This is a genomic window from Chitinophaga jiangningensis, from assembly GCF_900142605.1.
Lineage (GTDB): Bacteria > Bacteroidota > Bacteroidia > Chitinophagales > Chitinophagaceae > Chitinophaga > Chitinophaga jiangningensis.
In genome coordinates, this window is the sequence record NZ_FRBL01000002.1 from 727,777 (window position 1) to 750,354 (window position 22,578).

At 48.9% G+C, this 22,578-nt stretch carries 12 protein-coding genes; 7 read left to right on the forward strand and 5 right to left on the reverse strand.

Annotated features, from left to right (window positions below; translation table 11 throughout):
• Positions 1 to 63: 63 nt before the first annotated feature.
• Entirely contained in the window at positions 64 to 447 is a 384-nt protein-coding gene (locus BUB18_RS07355; protein WP_073079444.1) for a hypothetical protein, read from the reverse strand.
• A gap of 342 nt (positions 448 to 789) precedes the next feature.
• Between BUB18_RS07355 and BUB18_RS07360 the strand changes: the two genes are divergently transcribed.
• The 7 genes from BUB18_RS07360 to BUB18_RS07390 all read left to right on the forward strand — a co-directional run bounded on the left by BUB18_RS07360 (position 790) and on the right by BUB18_RS07390 (position 16,846).
• A complete protein-coding gene (locus tag BUB18_RS07360) occupies positions 790 to 4,854 on the forward strand; it encodes a hybrid sensor histidine kinase/response regulator transcription factor (RefSeq protein ID WP_083549504.1) in 4,065 nt (1,354 codons plus the stop codon).
• A gap of 312 nt (positions 4,855 to 5,166) precedes the next feature.
• Positions 5,167 to 5,967, forward strand: a complete 801-nt coding sequence (locus BUB18_RS07365; RefSeq protein WP_073079448.1) for a CHRD domain-containing protein — start codon at positions 5,167 to 5,169, stop codon at positions 5,965 to 5,967.
• 27 nt (positions 5,968 to 5,994) lie between these two features.
• The gene (locus BUB18_RS07370; RefSeq protein ID WP_073079449.1) at positions 5,995 to 8,802 is read left to right on the forward strand and encodes a SusC/RagA family TonB-linked outer membrane protein; all 2,808 of its coding nucleotides are present in this window, start codon (positions 5,995 to 5,997) and stop codon (positions 8,800 to 8,802) included.
• Positions 8,803 to 8,820: 18 nt separating this feature from the next.
• On the forward strand, positions 8,821 to 10,455 hold the full coding sequence (locus BUB18_RS07375; RefSeq protein ID WP_073079451.1) for a RagB/SusD family nutrient uptake outer membrane protein: 1,635 nt from the start codon (positions 8,821 to 8,823) through the stop codon (positions 10,453 to 10,455).
• 19 nt (positions 10,456 to 10,474) lie between these two features.
• Positions 10,475 to 13,591 carry a SusC/RagA family TonB-linked outer membrane protein gene (locus BUB18_RS07380; protein ID WP_073079453.1) on the forward strand — a complete coding sequence of 1,039 codons (3,117 nt, stop codon included), beginning with the start codon at positions 10,475 to 10,477 and terminating at the stop codon, positions 13,589 to 13,591.
• A gap of 28 nt (positions 13,592 to 13,619) precedes the next feature.
• Positions 13,620 to 15,395: a RagB/SusD family nutrient uptake outer membrane protein gene (locus tag BUB18_RS07385; RefSeq protein WP_073079454.1), complete on the forward strand. Its 1,776-nt coding sequence runs from the start codon at positions 13,620 to 13,622 to the stop codon at positions 15,393 to 15,395.
• A gap of 20 nt (positions 15,396 to 15,415) precedes the next feature.
• Complete coding sequence (locus BUB18_RS07390; protein WP_073079456.1) at positions 15,416 to 16,846, forward strand: alpha-L-fucosidase; 1,431 nt, start codon at positions 15,416 to 15,418, stop codon at positions 16,844 to 16,846.
• Between the two features lie 66 nt (positions 16,847 to 16,912).
• On the opposite strand, the gene BUB18_RS07395 is transcribed toward BUB18_RS07390, so the two are convergent.
• From BUB18_RS07395 to BUB18_RS07410, 4 genes are read right to left on the reverse strand one after another with little or no spacing between them, the layout of a single operon-like run.
• Positions 16,913 to 18,520 (reverse strand): beta-N-acetylhexosaminidase, encoded by a 1,608-nt coding sequence (locus BUB18_RS07395; RefSeq protein ID WP_218587998.1) that lies wholly within the window; start codon positions 18,518 to 18,520, stop codon positions 16,913 to 16,915.
• Between the two features lie 30 nt (positions 18,521 to 18,550).
• Positions 18,551 to 18,940, reverse strand: coding sequence for a DUF3037 domain-containing protein (locus BUB18_RS07400; RefSeq protein ID WP_073079458.1), 390 nt, complete (start codon positions 18,938 to 18,940; stop codon positions 18,551 to 18,553).
• Positions 18,918 to 19,718 (reverse strand): HipA family kinase, encoded by an 801-nt coding sequence (locus BUB18_RS07405; RefSeq protein ID WP_073079459.1) that lies wholly within the window; start codon positions 19,716 to 19,718, stop codon positions 18,918 to 18,920. Before BUB18_RS07405 ends, BUB18_RS07400 begins: the two co-directional genes overlap by 23 nt.
• 54 nt (positions 19,719 to 19,772) lie before the next feature.
• Positions 19,773 to 22,526, reverse strand: a complete 2,754-nt coding sequence (locus BUB18_RS07410) for a hypothetical protein (RefSeq protein WP_073079461.1) — start codon at positions 22,524 to 22,526, stop codon at positions 19,773 to 19,775.
• Between the last annotated feature and the right edge of the window lie 52 nt (positions 22,527 to 22,578).

The following is a 22,578-nucleotide window of genomic DNA, read 5'->3' on the forward strand; positions in this document are numbered from 1 at the left end:
TAAAACAATGCACAAAGAAATATTTTTAGTGTTACCTGTATGTTATCAAATTATAACCAGCGATCAACCGGCATGTGCAAGCGGCTTTCTGCGTGGGGCCATCACCTGCTGCAGGCGTACTTTTAACCGGGAGATCAGATTAAATACACGGTATTCGTCGTAAGTGAAATATACTTCATCGTACTGACTAAAAACGATGCTTACATATGTCATGCCGGGCAACACCTGCACGGCTGTACTGAATGATTGTCGCGCATGAAAGCTGTCGTTCACATTTACAAATACATATTCCGGACGAAAGTCGGGATGCTGCTGCAGGTATTCCAGCCCCTGGTTCATATCTGCAAAACAGATACAGGCCTTGCAGTTACCTAACAGATCCAATGCATAATAATATTGTACGCGGCGGTCCTGATCCGCATCAATCAATAAGCAGGTAATTTCCATTTTTCAGAATAGTTTAGATTGAGTATGGTATAGTTCCCAGGGTTCGCAAAGTTACAGTTAATCACTTTAGCATCTCGGGCATCAACAGTTAATTAATTATCAAATTGGATTCCGATTTTTTACTCATCCTTGAAAAACTGCGTCCACAGCGTATTTTAGTGTTTTCAAGCATGCGGTTGCACAAGTGTATTATCTACGCTTTGTTTCTTTTCTTTCCACAATGTGGAACTCATCCTGTATTTTAGCCATTGCTGATAATATCTTATCATGCAGATTTGATATTGATCAGGCCAGCTTACCTTCAATATCAACCTGTAGATCAACCAAATTGTTCGTCCTGTTATGATGTATGTAGGGAGATTCCCACTGCTGAAATATTTACTTATTTATACCCTGCTCTTATGGTTCCTGCCTGCCCTGGCGCAGGAAAACAGGGTGAATTTTACCAGGCTTGGCATTGCACAGGGCCTGCCACAAAGTACCGTCCATTGCATATTGCAGGACAGCAAAGGCTTTATATGGATAGGCACCGAAAATGGTTTATGCCGCTACAGCGACGATGAAATAAAAATCTTCCGTTACAGCAAAACCAATAAATACGCCATCAGCAGCAACTTCGTTTATTCCCTCGCGGAAGATGATAAAGGCAACATACTGGTTGGTACTGCTAACGGACTCAATATTTACGATACCCGCAAGGAGGTGTTCCGCATGGCCACCGGCGCGCCTGGCGTACAGGATGTATGCGCGATCTACCGGGATTCCAAAAACCGCATCTGGGTGGGTGCTGCCAGCAGATTTTTCAGCTACCACTCCGCAACGGAACAATTGCAGCGCATTCCATTAAAGCAGGACCGCTCCACAGCCGTTGTCCGAGCGCTCGCCGAAGACAAGGACGGTAACCTCTGGCTCGGCTACGGTGTATCTCTCCTTAAATATAACCCAGCCACCGGCATACCACAACCAGGGCCTGCGCAACTGCAAATAAAATCCACCATACATTGTATCACCTTCCACAACAGTGAAATATGGGTGGGCACCCAGGGCCACGGCCTTCACCTGTTTGATACGGCCACATCTGCCTATATCAACTACCAGGCGGGAGATAACAACTATAACATCACCAATGAAATGGTGAAAGCCGTGAAATTTATTGGCAACGATTGTTGGGTAGGCACCCGCAAGGGAATTTATGTACTGCGCAACCGCCAGGTGGTGGCCCATTACACCAACGATAAATATGATCCGGGATCACTTAGCTATAACTCTGTATGCTCCATCATCCAGGACAGGGCCGGCACCATCTGGATCGGTACCTACTGGGGTGGCGTGAGCCAGGTGCACCCCGGCAGCGATATGAACTACATCTCCTGGCTGATGAAAGATGGCATCGGAATGAACAGCCGTATTGCCATGGCGGTAGCTGAGGATAAGCAGCGCAACCTCTGGATTGCCACATCCGCCGGGCTGAACTATTATAACCCGGTAGCGCATTCCTTTAAATATTTCCGCATACCCTCACCCACGGACAATGCCAATACGGAAATCATTAAATCTCTCCTGATAAAAGATGACCAGCACTTGCTGGTAGGCAGCCTGGAAGGACTGTATCAATTTGATGTCCCTTCCGCCACCTTCACCCGTATACCGCTGAAATCCATACGGGATAAGGACGGGAAGCAAAACCATGCCTGCTATGCGCTGGAAAAAAGTAAAAACGGCTGGTGGGTAGGCACAGAAAACGGGTTGTATTTTTTAGATAAAAAGCTGCAATCCTACAGTTTTCACTATAACCCTAAAGACTATAACAGCCTGAGAAAAGGTGAAATAAATTGTTTGTATGAAGATGCGCACGGTACCCTTTGGGTAGGCACCACGGAAGGGCTTTGCTACCTCCGTTTTGGCAGCAACCGGTTTACAAGGATCAGCAACCGCTGGGTAAGCATGGCCGATAACCCCAATAACATCCATTGTATCCGGGAAGATAGTCATGGGCACATCTGGGCGGGCACGCATGATTTTGGGTTAATGTATGTAGACACTATTTCAAATATGCTGAAAGGCCTGGAGGCGGAAACCGGCCTCTCGGACATTATCATACGGGGCATTGTGGAAGACGACGCCGGTGACCTTTGGCTTAGCGGCCAGGATAATATAATGAAGGTACTGCAGGAAAACCCCGGCACCGACACCAGTCGCCTCGCCGTTACCAATTACGGGGCCGCCAGCTGGGCAGGCACTACGGAGTACCTGAATCCTGCCGAAAAAATGCGGAATGGAGATATTCTTTTCGGCGGCATCAACGGCATTGTGCGGTTTAACCCTGCTACCATGTTTAATAACACGGCCAGGCCGGAGGTAATCCTTACCGGCATGCTGATCAAAAATATCCCGGTGAATGTGACAGATAAAAATTCCCCGCTCAAACAATCCGTTACCTATACGGATAATATTACGCTCACACATGACCAGGCTTATTTTACGCTGCACTTCGCCGCACTGAACTATATTAACCCGGCCTCCAACCAGTTTGCCTATAAAATGGAAGGGCTGCACTCCGATAATAAATGGCATTATGTAGGCCATCAAACCTCCGCCACGTTTACCAACCTGGACCCCGGAAACTATACATTTAAGGTAAAAGCGGCCAATAACGACGGTTTATGGAGCAAAATACCTACATCTCTCCATATAAAAGTATTACCGCCGCTCTGGAAAACCTGGTATGCTTACCTGTTTTACGTACTGGTGCTGGCCGGCCTGCTGCTCTGGTATTATTACTATACCGCCCGCACTACCCTGCTCAAACATGAAATCCTGAAGCAACAGGTATTCAGGGAGAAAGAGCGGGAACTGGCCCAAAACAAAATGGATTTCTTTACCAATATTTCCCATGATATTAAAACACCGCTCACCCTTATTATGGCGCCAGTGGAAACGCTGTTGCAGCAAACCGGCAGCGACAAGGCTGAACGGCAGCAACTGCTGCTGATCCAGCAAAACGGGGAAAGGCTGATGCGACTCATGGATCAGCTGCTGGACTTCCGCCGGCTGGAAGAAGGTGGTATGCCGTTGAAGGCCGCTCCTTCCAACATAGTAGTGTTTTGCAGGGAGATCGTGAGTGCCTTTGAAAGTCTGGCTGCTACACGCCACATTGCCCTTGCTTTTTATGCCGCTCAACCAGAAATGATCGTATGGTTTGACCCCGACAAGCTGGAAAAAATACTTTTCAACCTGCTGTCCAACGCCCTGAAATTCACACAAACGGGCGGAAAAGTCGAAGTTTCACTGCATTTCGAAGGCGACAAGCTGCTTTTGCAGGTTGCGGACAACGGCATTGGCATTCCTGAAACGCACTTCGATAAAGTGTTCGGGCAGTTTAATCATTATGATTTCAAGAACCTGCAAACCGGCGGTACCGGTATCGGGCTGGCTTTCGTAAAAGGGTTGGTAGCCCGGCATTACGGCACCATTAGTTTGGAGAGCCGCGTAGCAACCGGTAGCGAAAGGGGATATACCTGTTTTAGTATACGCATTCCCGTTAGCAATGAGCACCTGAGTGCGGATGAAATGGCGGAAGCCAGCCAGGAAACCATGCTGCGGCCGGAGGTGATCGAAGACCGGCAGCTGCCGGTGGAACCGGTGGAGCACAATGACCGGCCGGTGATGTTGATTGTGGAAGATAATAAGGACGTACTGAAATATCTCGCGGATATGTTCCGCACCCACTATGCCCTGCATCTGGCGGCCGATGGCCTGCAGGGGCTGGAGCTGGCTACCACGCACCTGCCTGACATTATCATCAGCGATGTAATGATGCCGGGAATGAACGGGGTGGAATTATGCCATACCCTGAAGAATGACAACCGGACCAGCCATATCCCCATCATCATGCTCTCTGCCAGGAGTACTGTGGCGCATATCCAGGAGGGGTATGAAACCGGTGCAGACGACTATGTGACCAAGCCCTTTAGTGTAACGCTGCTGACTACACGGGTGCAAAACCTGCTCGACTCGCGCAGGCGCCTCCGGGAGAAATACAGCCAGGTGGCCACCCTGGCGCCGGACGAGATTCCGGTGACAGGCCCGGATGACATCTTCCTGAAAACCGTCATGACCTATATCGAAGAAAATATTGCCGAGCCAACGCTGAATGTGGAAGACCTGGCGGCAGCGGTGAACATGAGTCGCATTACCCTGTACCGAAAACTAAAAGCACTTACCAATCAAACCACCATAGAGTTTATACGCAGCATCCGGCTGCGGCATGCGGCCCGGTTGCTGGCCACCCAACAGTACAACGTAAACGAAGTGGCGTATATGGTGGGCTTCTCCGATGTGGACTACTTCCGCAAATGGTTTAAGAAGGAATTTAACCAGCTGCCTTCCGAGTACGGGCGTAATTAAAAGATTATCAATGTTTTAAAACAGCGGGTCACTTGTTATTGTAACAGGTGACCCGCTGTTTTTGAAACAAAATACAGGTAGTTTAGACAGATATGACCGGTACCTGATTCTGTGAAGACCCTATTTTTACGAACAGGAAAATGAACCAAAATCACAAGTAAGTTACAGGACTTCGATAACAACCTGAATCGATCATGATGTAGAAAAATCACCAACAAGGCTATTTCCAAGTGAATAATGAAAAACTGCAGGCGGCTGTCATGGGACAGTTGTAGCCCCTGCTATTGCATTACTTTTTTAAATCAATTAACAATGCGCCTGATTCCCTTATTCCATTTTTGCGTGCTACTGCTTGCATGCTCATTGGTGGGCTGTAAAAAAGATCCTGAGTCGGATCAATTCGTTAAAAAGCTGTGGAATATTCAAATGAAAGGTATCAACGTGGTACCTGCTACGCCCGGCAACGGTGCCAGTGCCAGTGCACTGCTGTACCTGCGGGACGATTACCAACTGTATTACGATATTTATTTCGACTCCCTTCCTGCCGGAATTACGCCTGATGGCATCGACATTCGTATAGGCGGCCCCGTGGAGAACAATGCCACTCCCCTGCTGACCATCAACGGCACTTTCGCCGGTAATAAGCTGAAAGGCAATATGGCCGTACCGAAAGCCGTAGCCGACAGCCTGATGAAAACACCCGGCTACATGACAATCACTGCTAAGTCGGCCCCCGGCGGCCTCGTCCGCGGGCAGCTCGACAAAAAGATTACCTGGACCATGGACGTAAACCTGACGCCGGGCCAGGTAGTACCTGCCGCCGGTAACAGCGCCTCCGCCAGATTGACCATGCGCCTGACAGAAGATAACGTGCTCTATTATGCAATCGATGTAAATGGGGTACCGTCCGGAGATGTGCTGAAAGAAGGACATATCCATACACCCGTGGGCGCCTCCCTGCTGAAGCTCACCACCACCGCAGCCGATTACAACAAACAGCTGAACATGACCGTAACCGGGGAGCCGCTGCGTGCCCTGAAATCGGACCCTTTGTATGTAGACGTTCACTCCACCCTGTTTCCGAATGGACTGGTGCGTGGCACTTTGCGATAAACATTTACATCCCTAAAATCTAAATCAATGAATTACTTATATAAAGCAGCGGGTGTATGCATGGCCGTGATGGCCACCGCCGGCATCAGCACCGCGGCAACACTGCCACAGGACACCGCGGCTACCAAAAAAATCACCCCGGCAAAAGACAGCGCCTGGTTTGCACAACCGGTGTATCTCTGGAATAAAACGCTCAGCCGGGCCAACATGACCGGTGCCGCCAGCTCCATCTATCACCAGGATGTACAAAGCACACCGGTAGCGGATATCTCAAATGTGCTTACCGGTCGCCTCGCCGGCCTGCTCAACACACAATACGGCGGTGCTCCCGGCAAAGATGCAGCCACCATGATCTTTCGCGGGAAAATGCCGCTCATCGTGATCGATGGCGTAGTGCGCGACTTTACCGCATTCAATCCCAACGACATTGAAAGCGTAACCCTGCTGAAAGATGCCGTGGCCAACGCCATGTACGGACAACGATCCAGCAACGGGGTATTGATGATAACTACACGCAGTCGCGGCCGTAAGGACTTTGAGGTGAGCGCCACCGCGCAATATGGCGTACTGGAACAACTGTACCGTCCTACCTTCCTGGGCGCCTACGATTACGCCTCCCTCTACAACGAGGCACAACTAAACACCGCTCCCGGCACCACGCCACGCTTTACCCAAAGCATGCTCGACGCCTGGAAAAATCATACAAACGATCCGTATACCCAGCCGGATGTAGACTGGCAGGATGCGGTGACAAAATCTACCGGAAACCAGCAACGCTACAACATCAACATGGGCGGTAAAGCAAAGAGCTATCACTACTTTGCTTCGCTGGAGCATTTCGGGCAATCAGGCATGTTTACCACCTCCCCATTGAACAGCTATAATACCAACAACGATTACAAACGGTATAATATCCGCACCAATGCTGCGGTGGCATTCAACAAGGACATTGAGCTTACACTGAATGTATTCGGCTCCCTGGCAACCGGCTACGAGCCCGGTGAGCAGACAAACGAAACGCTGAGTAAAATCGCCAATACTGCTCCCATTGCTTTTCCTATTTATAATAAGAACGGCTCCTTTGCCGGCACCAATATCTACCGGGATAACCCCATGGCAATGGCCGTTAACTCAGGTTACCTGATGAACACGCAGCGCCGCATCAGCGCGGACATGGGCTTACAGTATAAACTGGATGATTTTGTGAAAGGCATGTGGGTAAAAGCGCAGCTCTCTATGAACAACTTCTATAGCGAAGTGATTGACCGCTCTAAAACCTATGCTGTATTTGAGCCAGACACCAGTACCGGCGCACTTCCGAATTCATATATCCAATACAATACCGAAGGAATCGTCAAAGCCGGCAGGGCCAGCGTAGCCACCCAAACCCGCCAGAACTATTATAATATAATGGTGGGTTATAGCCATAACTGGAACGAACACACGCTGGATGTATTAGGTACCTATAACCAGGATAATAACATCGCCAGCTTTTACCAGCTGAACACCGTGTACAGCAACTTTGGGGTAAACGCCAACTATAACTGGAAAAATACTTATCTGGCTGAACTGGCGCTGATATATGGATCGCTGAACCGCTACCAGCCTGGTAGTCGTGGCGCTTTCCTGCCAGCATTAGGCCTCGGTTGGGTGATCAGCAATGAAAGCTTTTTCAGCAGTCATCTCATCGACCGACTAAAAATCCGCGCTTCTATTGGTAAAAACGCATACGGTGATCCGGACAACTACTACCCTTACCTCTCCAATTATAAAATTGATACCACCGGCTACAACGTAGGTGAATCTGCCTCCGCGGTTTCCGGCGCTACCAAATCACAGGTGGCTAACCCGGGATATACCTGGGAAAAATCACTGAAGCTGGAAGTAGGCATTGAAGCGGCTTTACTGCATAATCAGCTGTCGGTAACCCTAGACTACTACCGCAACAAATTCTATGACCTGCTGCAAACCCGCGGTAAAAACAGTGGTATTTTCGGACAGCCGTACCCGTTAGAAAACATTGGCACCAACCGTTACAGCGGCATCGAAGCGGTGGTGAACTACAGCCCGGAAGCGCGCCAGGGATTTAAGTATTATGTGGAAGGAAACATTTCTGCGGCCTATAGTAAAGTAATCAACACGGGCGATCAGCTCTATCCGTATCCATGGCTGTACCGCACCGGCCAGCCAGATTACCAGCTCTTTGCGCTAGTGGCCGATGGATTTTACCAAACCAGCACTGACATCTCCAAAACAGCTAACTACCAGGGCTACACGCCGGCACCAGGTGATATCAAATATAAAGATCTCAACAACGATGGTGTAATCAACGAACTGGATAAAAAAGGAATCGTTACTACCAAACCTACCATATTCTATGGCGTAACAGGTGGTATAAACTATAAAGGTTTCGACTTCAAGCTCCTCATTCAGGGTGTTGCCAATCGCCAGATCATAATGTCGCCTTCTTCCATGATGCCTTTCTACACCACGGCTTACGCCAACGCGCAGGAAATGCATTTCAACCGCTGGACGCCGGCCAACAACGTGAATGCAGAATTCCCCCGCCTCACCCTCGGCAGCAATGTGAATAACAGCCAGCTGTCCACCTTTTGGCTTAAGAACGGCAGCTACCTGCGTCTCAAAAATATTGAGCTGGGATATGATTTCAAAAACATTGCTTTCCAGCAGAGCAAGCTGAGTCAGCTCCGGGTATTCGTAAACGCTTACAATCTGTTTACCAGCAGCCACCTGGGCGACCTTGATCCGGAATCGACCTATACCCCGCTCAGCAATCAGCGCATCATTAACGGAGGGATAACTATTGGCCTGTAATTCTAAACGAAATTAGTAATGAGAAAATATACATTATTACTCCCAGTGCTCGCCTGTATTGGCTTTGCCGCCTGTCAGAAAGATGTGATAGAGAAAGAACCACTGGAATTTATTGACGACGACCTCGTGTTCGACAAGCTCGACTCACTGGGTGTTTACGCAGAAAGATACCTGTATAATGTTTATGCAGATTTACCGAGTGGCTTCAACCGCATATCCAGTAACATTTTGGATGCAGGTACAGACGATGCAGTGCCTAACAATGCCACGGCCACTGTCCAGTACTTTTCCAACGGACAATGGACCCCGTATAACCTGCCCGATAACCGCTGGACACAGAACTATAACATTATCCAGAAGGTAAACCTGTTTCTCTCTAAAATAGACCAGGTACCGCTTAAAACTGCCGGACTTAAAGATCAATGGAAAGCAGAAGCACGGCTGATGCGCGCCTGGGCCTATTTCGAACTTACCAAACGCTGGGGCGGTGTACCACTAATCGGCGACCAGGTGTTTGATATCAACAGCGATATTTCGTACCCCCGTAACAGTTATAACGAATGTGTGAGCTACATAGTGAAAGAAGCGGATACGGCACGTAAATACCTGCCAACAGCCTATGCTACTGCGTATTATGGTCGCCTTACCAGCGGCGCCGCTATGGCGTTGAAGTCCCGCGTGTTGCTATACGCCGCCAGTGAGCTCAATAACCCTGAGCACAACACCGAAAAATGGCTGGCAGCCGCACAGGCAGCAAAAGATGTGATGGATACTAAGCTGTATACCTTACCAGCTGCGTTTGATGATGTATACCTGAAGCGTAAAAACAGCGAAATCATTGTGGCATATATGACCGGCCAGGGCTATACCGTAGAAATGCTAAACGGCCCTGTAGGCTCAAAACGCGGCGATGGCGGTGCCACCAATCCTACCCAGGAACTGGTGGACGAGTTTGAAATGGCAAATGGTAAAATGATTACGGAAGCTGGTTCCGGTTATGATGCCAATAAGCCTTACACGGGTCGCGATCCGAGGTTTTACTATACAGTGTTTCATAATGGAATGTCGTGGCTGGGACGTACAGTGGAAACATTCGATGGTGGCATCGACCGTGCACTGGGCTTTGGCAATACCGTAAGTGGAGAAACGCGCACCGGTTATTACATGCGTAAGTTTCTCACCACCGCAGGTACTACCAGTAGCTACACCAGTGCGGACCACTGCTTCCCTATTATCCGCTACGGCGAAATCCTGCTCAACTATGCCGAAGCGCTCAACGAAGCCAGTGGCCCGGTGAAGGAAGTATATGACGCTGTACAACTGATTCGCCAGCGAGCTAAACTCAACCCCTATACGCTGCCGGCAGGTCTTACCAAAGAGCAAATGCGGGAACGCATCCGCCACGAACGCCGTGTGGAAATGGCTTTCGAGGAGCAGCGCTTCTGGGATATACGCCGCTGGAAGATTGCAGACAAAGTACTGAACGGATCACTCCATGGTGTACAAATCACCAAAGCGCAGGATGGCAGCCTGACTTATACCAAAGTGGAAGTTACGCCCACCAAATTCCTCGCCGACCGCATGTACCTGTATCCAATCCCTTACCAGGAAATGATCTCCAACGGTAACATGCGCCAAAATCCAAACTGGTAATCACTTAAAAAGGCTAACAATGAAAAAATTCATATATCCCGTTTTATGCATTTGCCTGCTGATGCTGGCTATGCCTGCGCTCGCGCAAAATTCCGTGAGCGGTGTGGTAACGGAAGGCGCCCAGCCACTCATTGGGGTGTCAATATTCGAAAAAGACCTTCCTTCCAATGGCGTGGCTACAGATGAAAAAGGTCGCTTTACCCTTAACCTGAAAGGTAAATCGCATATCCTTATCTTTTCCTATGTAGGTTATTTAAAGAGAGAAATACCTGCTGCACAGGCCAAGGGCACGGTAGTGCTTAGTCCTGACGTAAAGGGCATGGAAGATGTAGTAGTCATCGGTTATGCCACACCCAAAAAACCTACTGTAACGGGTGCTGTCAGCTCCATTTCCGGTGCTCAAATCCGCCAGAGCCCCAGTGCCAGCTTGCAGAACGCGCTCGCCGGCCGCCTCCCCGGCCTGTTTACACAACAGCGTGGTGGCCAGCCTGGTAAAGATGGTGCCGTGTTTTCTATTCGTGGTAACAGCTCGTATAATACCTCTGATGGTAACTCTGCCAACAACCCGCTCATCATCGTAGATGATATCGAGTTTTCGTACGAGCAGGTAGCACAGCTGGACCCTAACGAGATTGAAAGCATCTCCATCCTTAAAGACGCTTCCACCACTGCCGTATACGGTATCAGAGGCGCCAACGGCGTGATGGTGATCAGTACCCGCCGCGGTAAAAGTGGTAAGCCCATGCTCACCGTACGCAACGAAACCGGTGCGCTCACCCCTACCCGCCCGCCAAAAATGAATGATGGCTATACTACCTTGAGCCTCCTGCGTGAGTACGAAACACTGGGCCTCCGTGATCCGGCAGTGAAGTATCCGCAGTTCTTCGCCAACGATAACCTGGAATACTATAAAGATAACAGCGATCCGTACCTGCACCCCTACGTAAACTGGTGGGATGTGCTCATGAAGGATTACAGCCTGCAAAACAGGACTAACTTCGACATCAGCGGCGGTTCCGATCAAATCAAATACTTCATCTCCCTCGGTTATCTCACCCAGGGTGGTATCTTTAAAAACTTCAGTAAAGGTGAAGGCTATAACAGTAATCACTTTTATAACCGCTATAACTTCCGCTCCAATATCGATATCGATCCTACCAAAGACCTGCATATTCGTGTAGACCTCAGCGGTAGATTCGGAACCACCAACGAGCCGAATGACAAGGCTTTCAACGGTGGTGGTACCACCTTCCAGTATATGTGGAACGGGGAACTGTCCTCTTTCGGTTACCCGGTGTATAACGAAAACGGTACTTTCGGCAGCAGCCTTGGTGCGGCTAATTCCACCGGCACCAAAATGAACCCGGTGGCCGTACTCAAATATTCCGGCTACAAGCGCAGCTATGAAAATAACTTCAACGTAGTGGCATCTGCCGTTCAAAAACTGGATAAGGTAACCAAAGGACTGAGCGCTAACCTGCTGGTATCGCTGGCCAGCGACTACTCCTTTGAAAAGAGCCTCACCCGCGCTAACAACGAAATCCTTACCTACTATTACGACGCCGTAGCGGAAGCTTACAAACCAACGGTAAATAACCTGTACAGGATGGGCCGCCTCAGTGCAGGCGGTGGCTATCGCGGCAGCGCCAGAAAACTAAACCTGCAGGGATCATTAAACTATGCCAGAAGTTTTGGCGATCATAATATTACCGCGCTCGCGCTCTTTAACCAGATCACCAATACCACCAACTCCTGGAATGGTTCTGATGCGGTAGATGCCGGTATTCCCAACAACTTCCGTGGCTTTACAGGTCGCATCGGGTATAACTACAAACTCAAATACCTGTTGGATGTAAACGCCGGCTACAACGGCTCCGACCGATTTGCAGGCGGTAAAAAGTATGGTCTGTTCCCGGCCATTGGTGTGGGTTGGAACATCAGCGAAGAACCATTCTTCAAAGAGAACATTCCATTCATTGATGCGTTCAAAATTCGTGGTTCCTATGGCCTCGTAGGCAGCGATAAAGTGGGTGCCTACAAATACCTCTACGAGCAGATTTATAAAGATGGTAAAGGCTACAACTTCGGTGAAAACTCTACCAACGCCAGCGGCATCGTTGAGGGCGACCTCGGTAATGACGAGGTTACCTGGGAGAAAGAAAGAAAAACAGATATCGGGGTAGATATCAAATTACTCAATGGTAAAATTGGTATCGTAGCAGATTACTTCGACAACTATCGTTACGACATCCTGTCTACCCGCGGCACCGTTCCGTTACCGATCGGTATCGGCCTGCCACCGATGAACCTGGGCCGTGTAAGTAACAAAGGCTACGAGGTAGAAATCGAGTACAACAACCGCTCTCACAAAGTGCAGTATTTCATGAGAGGCCAGGTGAGCTTCGCTAAAAACAAGATCCTGTACATGGACGAGGCCAATGCTAAATATCCATGGATGGCGCAAACAGGTAAGTCGATCGGACAGCAGTTTGGCTATAAATACATTGGCATGTTTGAAGACATTGAAGACCTCTACAAAAGTCCGAAACTGGTTACCAGCATCCCGCAGCAAAACCTGTTCCCTGGTGCGCTGAAATTCGCGGACCTCAACGGCGATGGCATCATCGATGAAAATGATAAGATGGGCATGGGTGTAAACCTGCCAAGGTATATCACCGGCTTTAGTTTCGGCTTCTCCTACAAAGGCTTCGACTTCAGTACCCTGTTCCAGGGGTCCTTTGACTATGTGATCAATATTCAGCGCGGCAGCCTTGCTTATAGTCGCCCTGAAAGACAATCCACTCCGTTTAACCTTGGCCGTTGGACGCCATGGAGCACCGATGCCTCCTATCCTTCCATCGGCGATGGTCAGGGTAGCCCGCAAACCTCTACCTACTGGTTCAGACGCGGTGATTATGTAAGGTGGAAAAACGTGGAATTCGGCTACGCCGTACCTGCCTCCCTGCTGAAGCATAAGCTGATTAAGAGCATCCGCATCTATGGCAACGGATACAACATGGCGCTGGTATACAACAAACTGCCGGTGGCTATTGATCCTGAATCTGCCGTAACGTCGAGCATAGGCGAGTATCCACAGCAGCGTATCTATAACCTGGGTATCCAGGTGGGACTGTAACCACAGCTATCACATCAAAAATTATCAAATGATCCAACAACTTCTTAAATATACCGCCGCAGGATGCATGGCCCTGGCCCTGTTTGCCGCCTGCAAAAAATCAGACAGCTTCCTGGATAAAAGGCAGACGGAAAGCTTAACCGAGCAGATGGTATTTGCTGACTCAGCAAAAACACTCAGCTTCCTGACGGATATGTATGTATATACCGGTTGTGACATTATACATGACCGTTATACCCTGATCACCTCCGTGGTGGGTAATGACTACGCCAGTTTTGAAGATATGACCTCCCACTCTGTATCCTACTACAGTGACCCGCAGGCCAGCTTTATCACCGGCGCCAGTACGCCTAAAAACTTTTTCTCCAATAACTATTACAAAACTTACTATATCAAAATCCGCGCAGCCAATCAGTACATGGCGAAGGTTAAAAAGTCGCCCCTGTCGCCTGCAATGCAGGTGCGCACAGCTGCAGAAGCCCGCTTCCTGCGCGCCTTCTTCTATTCCCAGCTGGTACGTTTATACGGCGGCGTTATGATCGTATCCGATACTGCCTACGACCTGGCTACGCCTATGGTATACAAGCGCAATAGCTTCAAGGAATGTGTGGATTACATCACTGCCGAATGCGATAAAGCCGCTGCAGACCTGCCATCTGCCATGGAGCAGCCGGCAGCAGACTATGGCCGCATCACACGGGGTATGTGTCAGGCTTTGAAAGCAAGAATGCTGGTATACGCGGCCAGCCCGCTTTTCAACGGGGGGGCTATTTCGAACGATCCGCAGTTGCAGCCGCTCATAAGTTATAGTAGTGCCTATGATGCAACGCTTTGGCAAAAAGCGGCGGATGCCTGCAAGGCCATCATCAATAGCAATGAGTATACACTGTTTGAAACAGAAACCAATGCCAGCGCACGCCCTGGCTATAGTTACTGGAAAATGTTTCTGTTGCGTAAAAACAGCGAATACATTATGCCATATATGTTTTCACCAAATACCAAAATCGAAGGTTCCCGCTTCCCGGTTTCCAGAGGTGGCAGCGGATGGAGCACACCCAGTCAGAACCTCGTGGATGCTTTTGGTATGGCAAACGGTAAAGCAACCAGTTCCCCCGGTTCCGGCTACGATCCTAAGTTTCCCTATACCAACAGAGATCCGCGCTTCTATTGCTCCGTTATCTACAACCAGGCTACTGTGTTTAACAACAGTACCAAAAAAATGGACCCGGTGGATATCTATAAAACCTGGCAGGGACAGCTCACCGCCGACGGCTTACAGGCATACTCCACTAAAACCGGCTATTATAGCCGTAAAATGGCGAACGACAGCACCGGCAGATACACCAATCAAAACCGCGTACTTCCTGTAATCCGCTATGCGGAAATACTGCTGGGATATGCAGAAGCAATCAATGAACTAAATGGCCCTACCCAGGAAGTATACAACATCATTGCTGCAATACGCCGCAGGGCAGGCATTACACCCGGCGCTGATAACCTGTACGGACTGGATGCCGGTATGAGCAAGGAAGCTATGCGTGGTATTATCCGCAATGAATACGAAGTGGAATTTAACTACGAAGGCCACTGGTACTACGACACCCGTAGATGGAAAACAGCGGAAGTAACCGAAAACAGAACCATACAGGGTATGATGGTCACCAAACAACAAGATAACACCTGGGCCTATCAGCCGGTAGCTGTCCTCAACGCAGTTTTCCTCTATCCAAAAATGTACTTCTGTCCATTGCCATTTGACGAAGTGAACAAGAGCAATGACCTGATCCAAAATCCGGGATGGTAATATCATCTCCCTGAAAGAAAATGAAAAAGATAATTATAGCAGCCGCCCTGCTGGGAAGCATTTTCCAGGCAGGCGCACAGGAAAAGAAAAACAGCGCCATACCATTACAGTATGGCGCCCAATACAGCGGCAAACGTACAGACGATGCCATGAACAAGTGGCGCAGCAACCGATTTGGACAATTCATCCACTGGGGACTTTATGCCATCCCTGGTGGTGTGTGGAACGGGAAAACCTATAACTATGCTGCGGAGTTTCTGAAAGCCAGTGCCAACGTGCCCTCTGCCACCTGGGACTCTTTGATGTATCAGTTTAACCCGGTGAAGTTTGACGCGAAGCAATGGGCTAAAATGGCAAAGAAAATGGGCGTGAAATACATGACCATCACCACCAAGCACCATGAAGGCTTTTGCCTGTGGCCCAGTAAGTACACGGACTTTTCCGTGGCCGGCAGCCCTTATAAAAAAGATATCCTTAAACAGCTTGTGGAAGCCTATAACGCGGAAGGTATTGATGTAAACTTTTACTATTCCGTGCTCGACTGGCATCATCCCGACTGGCGCAATGATATTAAATCACCGCAGGATAGTGTAGCCTTTAAACGTTATCTCGATTTTGCCTACAACCAGCTGAAAGAGCTGGCCACCAACTACCCCACTGTGAAGGCTTTTTGGTTTGATGGCACGTGGGATAACTCCGTAAAAAAGAACGGTAAATGGACCTATGAAGTGGAAAAAATGCTGAAGGAAGTGAGTCCCGGTGTGATTGTAAACAGTCGCCTCCGCGCCGATGACTACGGCAAGCGCCACAAAGATTCCAACGGGCAGCTCATGGGCGACTACGAATCAGGTTACGAACGTCGTTTACCCGATCCTGTTACAGACACAGCGGTTACCCGCTGGGACTGGGAAGCCTGCATGACCATCCCAGAAAACCAATGGGGATATCATAAGGACTGGACGGTAAGCCATGTAAAATCGCCTTTGGAACTCCTGGAAATGCTGGTGCACACCACTTCAATGGGAGGCAACTTCCTCCTGAACTTTGGCCCTACCGGCAATGGTGATTTCCGTAAAGAAGAACTGGATATTGCTACGGTAATCGGCAACTGGATGGGTAAATACGGTGATGCCATCTGGAACTGTGATTATGCTGGTATGAAAAAAGAAGACTGGGGTTATTACACGAAAAAGAAAAATAGCAATCAGCTGAACATGGTGGTGTTTAACTGGCCATCCAGCGGTTTGCTGAAAGTGCGCACACCGCGTGGCATGGTGCTGGACAAGGCCAGCTTTGTGGATGCGAAAGGGAATGCACTGAAGGTAGAAGAGATTGCCGATAATCAGTACCTCATACAGGTGCCTGTTAAGTTATATACTTCACCACAGGTAATACAGGTGGACTTCCATCAGGGAGCCACCAACGGGAAATACCAGAAAGCGAAGACTTAAAGTATATGCATGATCGGTTAGCCCCAAATGAAAAACGGCATCGGCTTTCGCCGATGCCTTACTTTTTTAGTCTTTATAGTCACTTACAGTTTTCTTCTTTGGAACCGGCTCCGGGTGTATGTTTGTATCAAATGGATCATAGTAATACAAGCCTGCTGCTTCAAATAATTTCAGCTGCGGTTTAAGGCGCTGCATAAAGTCCGCTTCATTTTTCCTGTCCGGCGCCGTCCAGCAGATTTCCGCGAGGGCGCAGAGGCGCGGGAAGGTCAGGTAATCCAGGCGTTTTGTATCAGATACCGTTTCCGTCCACAGGTTGCCTTGCATACCTGCTATCAGCGATGGGTTTACACCGGATGGCAGCAGGGTGAGCGGATTAAATTTATAGACACTTTCAATTGCGTTATACTGCTTACTCCACTTGCGGCCATGCTTGTTGGTACTGTCTTGTACAAAATCAAAGTACAGCGGCAGTCGCGGACAAATAACAGTTGTATACCCTTTTTCCAGCGCTGTGTTCAACGTATTAGGCTTATCATGACGCCACCAGTAGATGATCGTTTTATCCTTTGGCAGGGAAACTTCTGCCATCTCGTCCCAGGCCAGCATCTTGCTGTTTAACTTGTAGAGAGAGTCGGACATGCGTTGCATAAAATACAGTTCCACTGCTTTAATATCCGGCAGGTGCTCCCGTTGCATGAGTGCCTGGATATCTGGATTGGTATTCCATTTTTCGTTGCCATAGCTTACTTCATCCCCACCGAGGTGAATCATATGTGCAGGGAAGAGTTGATTTACTTCCCGCAGGATGTTGGTGAGGTAAGCATAAGTGCCTTCTTTAGCGGGGTTGAAAGTAAATTCAGGATGGCCTTTGGAGCCACCACCGCTAAATTCAGGGTAGGCATAGTTGGCTGCGGTGGCGTGGCCCGGCATATCTATTTCCGGGATCACATCGATATTTCTGTCTGCCGCGTATTTTACAATTTCTTTGATTTCTTCCTGCGTGTAGTAGGTGGCAGGCGCCTTAGGATCGGTGTAATTACCGATACCGCCTACTGTAGTCAGCTTAGGGTATTGTTTGATTTCAATCCGCCATCCGGGTTCGTCTGTCAGGTGCCAGTGGAATTTGTTCAGCTTGTAGTAGGCCATCCAGTCCAGCAGGGATTTTACCTTTTCTTTTCCGAAGAAGTGGCGGGATTCGTCCAGCATATAGCCGCGCCAGGCGTATTGCGGTGCGTCTTTGATGATCCAGTGATGGAGGTTTCCCTTTTCATTGCGAATTAACTGCAGTAAGGTAACAGCACCGTTAAAGAGGCCTTTCCCTGTATTTGCTTCAATCTTTATCACCTTATTCGTAACAGATAACTCATAGTATTCCGGATGATTATTCTGAAGTGCCTTGATGGCCAATGATAATTTCGGTCCTTTTTTAGCAGCAGACAATTCGCCAATTTTCGCCCGTTCGCTGCCAAGATACCTGGCTACATCATGTATTTCGTTATTCACGAAACCACGTTCTATTAAATAATTTGACTCGAAATTTTCAGAGATGGCAACTTTTCCATTATCCAACGTAGTAGCGCTGGCCGGCATTGGTATCACCGGGCACTTCGTTTGTGCGTACGCGTGGTGCACACAAACGAAAGCTAAAAGTGCAAAGGTTTTCTTTAGTATCACTGTTCTTATGATTTAGGTTGACATGAACTGTTACAGCACTAAGGTTTCCAGTAACCGTTGCAGGGTAGCTGCCGGGTCGGCGGTTAAGCCGGGGTGCACCTTAGAGGTTTGCAGCATCGTGCTGCGTGTGGCAGTAAGCCAGCGGAAGCGGCCGGCAGCATCCAGTTTGGCGATAGGACTGTTGGCTGTTGCTGCGGCGCAGATGTTGGTAAAAGCATCCAGGTAGGATTTAATCAGCGTTAAATCCGTGAGTGGTGAAAAGCAGCGGAGGCGGTCTTCGTCCAGCGCTACGAGCGACTGTAAAAATTTCTTCTGCCGGCAATACAGCACCACTCCTACATTGAGGAACTCTTCCCGCTCCACCCTGGGCACAATGCGGATGACCGCATATTCATATTCAAACAAGCGTTTCTCTTGCATCTTGGGCTGCTTTTACAAAAATTTCTGATGAGGCAATCCTGGTAGTCAGGAATTCAAAATATACGTTGCGTACTTCGTCTGGTGTTTCTTCCCAGTCGCCGCTGCTGGTAATCCATACGTCGGGGATCAGATTCACGATGCCGCGGATCACTTCCGGTGTAAGCATAGCACGATATTGCTTATCCACGGTTTCCAGTTCAGTAGCCTGTGGCAGTAATACGTGGTTGGCTATTTGTGCAAAAGGTCGCACGGCCTGGTCCTTCCAGTTTTGCCAGGTATGGTGGAAATATAATGACGCGCCATGGTCTATCAGCCAGAGTTCATTTTTCCACCACAGCATATTGGTGTTGCGGGAGGTGCGATCTACGTTGGTGAGCAGTGCATCCAGCCATACGATTTGCGATGCCAGCATAGGTTCTACGATGGTAACTGCCGGGTCGTAGGTAGCGGCGGCCGACAGGAAATGCAATGCCAGGTTGAGTCCCTCGCTGGAGCGCAGCAGGTCCTGAATTTCCTCGTCTGCCTCTGTTCTGCCAAAAGCTTCGTCCAGCGTGGCAAATACCAGCTCGGGCACTCGTAATTTCAAGGCCCTTGCTATCTCCCCACCAATTAATTCTGCTATTAATGCCTTTACTCCCTGGCCGGCGCCACGGAATTTCAACACATACATAAAGCCATCGTCAGCTTCTGCAAGGCCTGGCATAGAGCCGCCTTCCCGCAATGGAGTGATATAGCGGGTTACATGCACTGTCCTAAGCTGTGGTTCCATTTCATTCATACATACCGTATTTTCATGCCCAACAAAGACAGTCCGAAAATTAGCTCATTTTCTTCAGAATGTGGTAATATTTGACAAACGGGTGCCGCTGCTGTTAACAACCCGGACAGCTTGCTGCTGCTCCCGTGTTTTTTGAATCCGCAGGCCTTGCAACGTGGCGCCCACCACATCTTCCAGAAAAATCCCATAGCGGTGATCCGCCTGCTCAAAGGCAAAAGCAGCGTTTTTAATTACCAGTTGCTGCACATGACGGGCCCACAGTCCATAGGCAGGCTGAATTTTCAGGTCAGCCGCATTGTACTGGCCCACGCCCAGCTCCTGGGGCACTTGTGCAGTGTCAGTAATGGGGTTACCGCCTTTAGCTGTGAGGTATATATCTGTGAAATGAATATTGGAGATATAGCCCGTAGCGCGACCATCAGGCAAGGTAAAACCAATATTTTGTGGCAGTGCATATCCAGCTACAATAGCCGCAAAACGGCGCTGTGTACCGTCGAATGGTTTCCAACGGTTACCACTATACGAACTGCCGCCGTATACTTCCGTAATGTCGATCCCATTCAGCAGGATATTTTCCACCTTACCTATGCTCACATTGGTAACCAGTAACTCCTTGTGATCACGACCATGTTCGCTGTAACTGAAGGTCGCAGCCTGGGCGCCCAGTATCCTTGCTCTGTTGGAAATCGAAATAAAGAACGGCGCCGCAGCACGCAACATTTTTGAACGATGGTGCAATGGGCCGGTATGTCCGCAGTTGAGATGGATATCACTGATATGTGCGCCATCATTGGTGGAGATGGAGAAGCCTGCTTTGTTTGCACCCAGTACATAAATGTTATCCACACAAATATCCCTGATATCGTCCGCAGTTTCGGAACCAACCTGGAACAGGTTACAGTTGGTATCTCCAATAATATTACGTACCCTGTAATGCTTTGCAGGCCGGGTAAAACCTAGTGAGCAATCGCTGCCCGGCTTCACAATATCATCAGAACTAACACGGGAATAAATATTTGTTACAGTTACATTATTGCAGGCCATGAAATCATAAATATCCCTGGCATTTTTCGGGCTATGCTTACCAAAATAGGTATCATGTACAAAGATGCTATCGGTACCGGTGGCCAGCAGCACAAAATGCCCCGCCTGATCGATATGCAGCATGTTATCCGTGCCCGGGTCACCGCTGATGTAATAAGGCTCATCTTTCTGCTTATCATACCAGAGATCATCTTTGCGGTAAACACCGCCGATTTCCACGTTGGTACATAGTTTCAGGGAAATCATTTTATCGCTGCGGTTATCCGGTGCATTATTCATTACCTTATCGCTGGTTACCAAATTGCCGTTGCCGGTAATGCGACCGTTGCCGATGATTTTGATGTTATCCAGGCGTTCGCCGGTAAACATGGCATTCTGGAAATAGTGATGACCTACATCCTGTTTGGTGAGGTAGTTTTCAGGATCATCGTAAGGACCGTGATCTGTGGGGGATGTGCCCGAGCGGTAGGCTTTGTCGGAGAACCAGGTAGATTCGGGCGCGTCGCCTCCTTTTAAAGCTTTGATGGTGGCGCCTTTGCCTATATACAGGTATACATCATTTTTCAGGTGAACAGTACGTACGTTATAGGTACCGGGTTTAAACAAGATGGTGCCGCCACCAGCCTTCGAACACGCTGCTATCATGGCATTGAGTTCATCTGTACAGTCAGCCGTATCCTTTGGCAGGAAAACCTGTTTACCGGAATAATATTCCAGGTAGGGCGAATGGCTACCATCCCCGAACTGCAGCATAAAGCGATAATATCGATCCGGCATAAGCTGATTTACCTCCGCCTGTAAATCCCCCATTCGCGCATGGGCTGGCTGCCAGGTTTTCCCCTCATCCAGTGACTGCATAACCTTTACCTTACCTGGCTTATACCATTTAAGGCTAACATGGGTATAAGTATCTTTTGTTTCCACATACCGCTCCATTCGCCTGGTGATCAGGTACAAGCCTTCATTACTGTAGCTTACGGGTACCATACAATCAATGATACCACTGGTCAAAACTTCGGGTTCGGAGGTGATATATTGCGCATAGATTTTTTCAAGGGTATATCTATTAATAACGGCACCGGGCAAACGAAAAACAACATCTGCTCCATTTTTTGCACGCAGATCTAAATTTTCCAGGGTAATCAGGTGGGAGCTATCTTCCTGCAGCGCAATGTTACCCTTGCCAATAAAAGGATAAGGATACCCCGCTCCGAATCTGCCGGAGCTGGTGGTTGCCAGGGCGGCTAATGGCACCTCGCCCCGGCCGATTACATTTACCATTACCTGCTTGCTATCAAATTTTATGGCAGCAGGAATCACTAATTGCATGTTAACGTTAGGAGAGCGCTGGCCTGCGGTGAATTCAATCATTATATCTCCGGGAACATGTTCGGGACGAAAAGGTGAGGATACCTGCAGGTTAGCACTCAGTGCGGCTGCTCGTTGTTTGAGAAAGTATGACCGGGGCTCCATGGCGTGCCCTCTGAGGATAACTGTGGTATCATCCTGAAGTGAGAACCGCAGTATTGGGTTATAAGCCTCATTAAGCTGTGCTATAAATGCCTGGGGAGTGACGGTGGTAGCTACGCGGCCTTCACCAGGCGGCGTATCAACAGTATAGGCATAAGTGCTACCCGTGGCCATGTAAATAGTATCATCCCCAAACTCCACTAAATTAGGGGCATAGGTAAGCTTTTGCGCAAAAAGTGCCTGTGCTGTTACCATACAGATAACGGTAAGCACTATATTCCTGAATATTTTCATAACGTACAATACCTTTCTTCATCCAAGATAAGGCATTGATACAGACGTGTGT

Excerpts from the sequence above, each read along its gene's own strand:
- BUB18_RS07355 (WP_073079444.1), bottom strand. The coding sequence starts at position 447 with ATGGAAATTACCTGCTTATTGATTGATGCGGATCAGGACCGCCGCGTA.
- BUB18_RS07360 (WP_083549504.1), top strand. The coding sequence starts at position 790 with ATGATGTATGTAGGGAGATTCCCACTGCTGAAATATTTACTTATTTAT.
- BUB18_RS07365 (WP_073079448.1), top strand. The coding sequence starts at position 5,167 with ATGCGCCTGATTCCCTTATTCCATTTTTGCGTGCTACTGCTTGCATGC.
- BUB18_RS07370 (WP_073079449.1), top strand. The coding sequence starts at position 5,995 with ATGAATTACTTATATAAAGCAGCGGGTGTATGCATGGCCGTGATGGCC.
- BUB18_RS07375 (WP_073079451.1), top strand. The coding sequence starts at position 8,821 with ATGAGAAAATATACATTATTACTCCCAGTGCTCGCCTGTATTGGCTTT.
- BUB18_RS07380 (WP_073079453.1), top strand. The coding sequence starts at position 10,475 with ATGAAAAAATTCATATATCCCGTTTTATGCATTTGCCTGCTGATGCTG.
- BUB18_RS07385 (WP_073079454.1), top strand. The coding sequence starts at position 13,620 with ATGATCCAACAACTTCTTAAATATACCGCCGCAGGATGCATGGCCCTG.
- BUB18_RS07390 (WP_073079456.1), top strand. The coding sequence starts at position 15,416 with ATGAAAAAGATAATTATAGCAGCCGCCCTGCTGGGAAGCATTTTCCAG.
- BUB18_RS07400 (WP_073079458.1), bottom strand. The coding sequence starts at position 18,940 with ATGCAAGAGAAACGCTTGTTTGAATATGAATATGCGGTCATCCGCATT.
- BUB18_RS07405 (WP_073079459.1), bottom strand. The coding sequence starts at position 19,718 with ATGAATGAAATGGAACCACAGCTTAGGACAGTGCATGTAACCCGCTAT.
- BUB18_RS07410 (WP_073079461.1), bottom strand. The coding sequence starts at position 22,526 with ATGAAAATATTCAGGAATATAGTGCTTACCGTTATCTGTATGGTAACA.